This is a genomic window from Fusobacterium sp. (assembly GCF_029258315.1).
In the GTDB taxonomy this organism is placed as follows: Bacteria; Fusobacteriota; Fusobacteriia; order Fusobacteriales; family Fusobacteriaceae; genus Fusobacterium_B.
Genome location: NZ_JARHZE010000040.1, coordinates 1 through 5,218, shown reverse-complemented (window position 1 = coordinate 5,218; position 5,218 = coordinate 1). Strand labels below are relative to the sequence as shown.

Sequence of the window (5,218 nt, the reverse complement as noted above, 5' to 3'; positions counted from 1 at the left end):
TTTAATTTTACTTACCTAAAATTAAATATGGTAAGAATGTAACTACTTGTGGGAATACTGTTATAAACACAAGTGTTAAGAATATTGGAATCAAGAAAGGTAAAACCCCTTTTGTAACTGTTGTTACTGACATCTTACCAACTTGAGCAACTACGAAAAGTGCCATTCCCATAGGTGGTGTTAAAATACCTATCATCATATTAAGAGTTGTCATAACTCCAAAGAATATTAAGTCAATTCCAACTTCTGCTGCTACTGGTACTAACATTGGAAGAACTAAGAATTGTAATGCTAAAGCATCTATAAACATTCCTAAGAAGAATAATAAAGCATTAATCATTATTAATACTGTAAGTGGAGAGTTTGCATATTGCATAAATACTTCTGCTATTTTCATTGCTACTTGTTCTCTAGCTATCATATCTCCAAAGAATGTAACTGTTATAATCATTAAACAAGTAACTCCACTAACTGCCATCGCCTCTATACAATGTTCAAAGAAAGCTTTTAAAGTTAACTCTTTATAAATAAATGCTCCTAAGAATACTGAATAAGCTGCTGCTATAATAGCCGCCTCTGTTGGAGTAAATTTACCTGTAAATATTCCCCCTATTATAATAACAGGAGTAAGTAATGCCCAGAAAGAGTCTTTAAAACATTTTACTTGTTCTTTAAATGTAGCCTTTTTAGCTTTTTTATAACCTCTTTTTTTACAAATTGCATAACACATTACCATAAGAGCTATTGTTGTTAAAATTCCTGGAACAAATCCTGCTAAGAACAATTTTGCTATTGATTGATTTGCTATAACTCCATAGATAATCATTGAGATACTAGGTGGAACCAATGGTCCTATTATACAAGATGCTGCTGTGATACCACCACATAAATCATCATCATATCCTTCATCTCTCATCGCTTTAATCTCTAATTGTCCAAGTCCTCCAGCATCGGCTATTGCTGATCCTGACATTCCTGAGAAAATAAGAGAAGCTGCAACGTTAACATGAGCCATACCACCTGTATAGTGTCCTAATAATGCTTTTGCAAAATTAAATATTTTTTCTGTAATTCCTCCACCATTCATTAATATTCCTGTTAAAATGAAGAATGGTACTGAAATCAAACTAAAACTATTTAAACTATCAACTAATTTAGATGAAGCAAAAAGTGCTACATTCCATCTTGTTAAACTAAAGAATAAAACTGTTCCTATCATTAAAGACCAACCAACAGGAACTCCTACAAACATTATTGCTATCCAAGCAATTATTGATATTGTTCCAGCATTATCAGCCAAATCAAAATATTGTGCCAAACTTAAAGCTTTAAACATTTTTGGATTTATAATTAATCCAGCAACTATTAAAACAAATGCAACCATAAAAACTTTTGTCGGTATTAAAACTTTTCTCTCTTTATAGTTATCTTCATAAGCTTGAAAGAAACGAATCATCATTAAGAAAGATATTAAATATAATGCTAAATATAACCATCCTGATGAAATGTGAAGAGTTACTATTTCAAACCCCCATTTTTTAGCAGTTAAAAACTTTCCAAACCACCCCATACAAATAATACAGATAAATATAATTATTTGACTTAATGTAAATATTATCTTCTGTATCATTGGAGAAAATTTATTAAATAAAAAATCTATAAATATGTGTGATTGTTTTCTTATTCCAATACTAATCCCTAACATTGCTACCCAAACAAATATTAGTCTTGATAATTCCTCACTCCAAACTAAAGGAGTATGTAAAACCTGTCTAAAGAATACTTGTAATACAAGTATTATGAATATACCCATAAAAAGAGCTCCACCTATGTACTCTTCCAACTTATCAAATATTTTTTTCATTATGTCCCACCTTTTTATTTATTTCTTTATATATTTAAATTTCTAGTGACCTAAAAAAGCCACTAGAAATTCAAAGTTAACTTATTAAATCAATTCAAAATTTATTTTCCAGCATTTATAATTTCATCAATTGCTTTTTGACCAACTTCTTTATTTTTAGCTATATATTTGTCATATACAGGTTTCATTGCTGCTCTGAACTCATCTAAGTTAGGTTCAGTAACTGTTACTTTATTTTCTTTAAAGAATTTAATTAATCCAGCTTCTTCATCTACGAATAATTTTGTATGGTATTCTGCTGCTGCTTTAGCTGCATCTCTTACAACTTGTTGTAAATCTTCTGGTAAATCTTCCATTGTCATAGCTGACATAATATATAATTGGTCATTCAAAATATGATTTGTCATTGCTAGATATGGTTGTACTTCATAGAATTTTTGAGCTTTAATTGCTGATAATGGGTTTTCTTGTCCATCAACAGAGTTAGTTTGAAGTGCTAAATAAACTTCTGAGAATGCCATTGGTGTAGGAGCAGCTCCTGTGTATTTAGCATAATCTAAGTTTGAACTTGCATTAGGAACTCTTAATTTTAAATCTTTCATATCTTTTAAAGATTTTATTGCTTTATTTGAAGTTGTTTGTCTTGTTCCGTTATATCCTTGAGAAAGAACTAATACTCCTAATTCTTTTTCAGCTTTTTCTATAATATTTTTACCAATTTCAGTTTCAAATGTAGCTTTTTGCATATGAGCGAAGTCTCTTATCATATATGGTAATGAATAAACTTCTGCTTCTGGGAAATATAAGTTAAATCTAGCCATTTCTAAGAATCCAAAATCTAATGCTCCACCAGACATTTGTTCTAGCATAGATCTATCATCTCCTAATTGTCCATTTGGATATAGAGATAATTTTATTTGTCCATTTGATTTTGTATCTAATTCTTTAGCAAAAAATTCTGCTGCCTTATATTCATTTTGAGCTGTTCCAGGAGTCATTCCCATTTTTAATTTATATTCTTTTGCTAAAGCTTGAGTTGTCATAACTCCGAATAACATAGCTCCAATTCCTAATAATTTAACTGATTTTTTCATATTATCCACTCCTTATTCTATTTCATCTGGTAAATTTTCCAAGAAAACTATTCTTGATTTTAAAACTTCCCATCTATTTTCCATAGTTTGATTTTTTATTATAGAATCAAAAATTCTTTTTCCAGCTGTATAGCCTTCCAATTCAACTTGCTCCATTACAGTGGCAGTTATAATTTTTGATTTTATTAATTTTTTTATCGTTTCATCCATTCCATTGGTTACTATCTTTTTACCAATTAATAATTTCTTTTGAACTTTTTTTAAAGAATCGTGAGAATATCTATTTATATATATTCCATCTATCCTATCTTCTGTACAATATTTTTCTATAATCTCAACAGTAGTTTCAGCATTTTTCCCTTTTATAGGACCAACTATTTTTATCTGGGTATCTTTTATTTTTGAAATAAATCCTTCCAAATATGATTTTGAAGAAACTTTATCATCACCATTATCTATAACTAATAATCTTTCTTCATCTCTTAAAATATTTCTCATTATTTCTCCTGCTATCTTTCCCATCTTTTTATAATCAGGACCTACATGAGGTATATCTTTGTGAAGTCTCATTCCTAAAGAAATTATTTTCATTGTTTCTAAATAAGGTTTTAAAATTTTATATATTTTTTCTTTAGCTAGTGGAGTAATTATGAGTCCTCCTATATTATCTTTCAATAAAATTTCTTTTAATTTTCTTAGTTGAAGCTCTTCATCATTTATATCTGTTTGGATGATCTCCATTGCCATATTATAATGTTTGAATTCTTTTTCAACTTTTGAAAGTCCATTATATATTCCATCTGTATAAAATTCATTTTTTGATTTTACCACAAGGGCATATACAAGTTTTTTGGTTTTTATTGCTAGTGTGCTTCCAATATAGTTCTTCTCATAATTATATTTTTCCACTAACTTCATAATTTTTTCTTTTGTTTCTTTTTTTATAGAAGGACTTCCATTAATAGCTCTTGCTACTGTTGTTCTACTGATACCTAACTCTTCTGCTATCTCTTTTTGGGTAATCATTTGAACTCCTTCTTACTCTTAATTTATTTTTTTAAGATTGTTCCAGTAAACATTCTGTTTGTTCTTACTCCTGGTTTAATTTCTCCGTTTATTGAATAAACTTTATCTCCTATAACTGCTAATCCTTCTCCCCAAGGAGCGTCAAATGGTATTTCTCCTAAAGTTCTCCATTCATTTTTAGTTGAATTATAAACTAATATATTTTTATTCCAGTTAAATTCATATGGATCAGCACCAAAGTATTGAGCTTTGTATTCAGCTAATTGTTTTCCTTTTAATGTTCCTAAATAATGGTTAGCATCATTCCATACTTGTTTATTGAATCCTCCAATTACCATCATTTCAGTTTCATTAAGTTTTATTGAGTTAGCTCCTAATAAGCAAATATCTTTTCCATCTAATGCTACATCTGCTACTTTTGTCCACTCATTTTTTTCAAAATTATATTTGTATCCATCTGTATAAGCTACTGAAGAACCTCCACTGAATACATATAATTCTCCATTTAATATTTGTCCAACTGGTTGAGTTCTTACATCTGCTCCTGGAACTGGTGCTAATTCAACAGCTTCTTTTGTTGTTAAATCATATGACCAGAATTTATTAGTTCCTGCTCCGTTTTGTTTTCCAGCAAAAACATATAATTTTCCATCTTTTTCTGCTACTCCACCATTTTGTAGTGTGAATGGTAAATCTCCAACTTTTTCAACTTTTAATTTTCCTTCTACAACTTTTACTAATAAGATATCATTATCTCCATCTGGATTAGTTGATCCTCCAACATAGTAAACTCCATCTTTAGTTGTTACAGAAGATCCATAACCAATTTCATTTTCCCAGTTGATATGATCTACTGTTGTTAATTTACTTCCATTTGCTTCTAGTAAATAAATATCTGAGTAAGTTTTTTTAGCTCCTCCAACTGCTGTTGGTTCAAATGGGAAGTTTGCTCCTCCACCAACTACTACATATTTATCTTCTAACACTCCACATAAAACTCCTGCAACACCTTTATTTATTTCAAATCCTTTTTGAGCTGGTAAATTTCCTGCGTGTTCCCAAGTTATTTTTTTCTCAACATTAGGCGCCTTAACATTAGTACATCCAGTTAAAGCTAGAATAGAAATTATTGATACTAAAGCGAATTTTTTCATACAATCCCTCCATAATCTACATAGTATTTTCGAAAATCAAATGTTCTCGTGTTCATATAATTAAATATACCTCTTTTTTA

4 protein-coding genes are annotated in these 5,218 nt (G+C 29.5%); all 4 read right to left on the bottom strand.

Annotated elements, in window-relative coordinates; all coding sequences use genetic code 11:
- Positions 1-7: 7 nt before the first annotated feature.
- The 4 genes from Q1J48_RS02950 to Q1J48_RS02935 all read right to left on the bottom strand — a co-directional run bounded on the left by Q1J48_RS02950 (position 8) and on the right by Q1J48_RS02935 (position 5,138).
- A complete protein-coding gene (locus tag Q1J48_RS02950) occupies positions 8-1,864 on the bottom strand; it encodes a TRAP transporter large permease (RefSeq protein WP_300361103.1) in 1,857 nt (618 codons plus the stop codon).
- A 101-nt stretch (positions 1,865-1,965) separates the two neighbouring features.
- A complete protein-coding gene (locus Q1J48_RS02945; RefSeq protein WP_300329281.1) occupies positions 1,966-2,958 on the bottom strand; it encodes a sialic acid TRAP transporter substrate-binding protein SiaP in 993 nt (330 codons plus the stop codon).
- A gap of 12 nt (positions 2,959-2,970) precedes the next feature.
- Positions 2,971-3,984 carry a LacI family DNA-binding transcriptional regulator gene (locus Q1J48_RS02940; RefSeq protein ID WP_300361100.1) on the bottom strand — a complete coding sequence of 338 codons (1,014 nt, stop codon included), beginning with the start codon at positions 3,982-3,984 and terminating at the stop codon, positions 2,971-2,973.
- A gap of 23 nt (positions 3,985-4,007) precedes the next feature.
- Positions 4,008-5,138, bottom strand: a complete 1,131-nt coding sequence (locus Q1J48_RS02935; RefSeq protein ID WP_300361098.1) for a cyclically-permuted mutarotase family protein — start codon at positions 5,136-5,138, stop codon at positions 4,008-4,010.
- Positions 5,139-5,218: the final 80 nt, after the last annotated feature.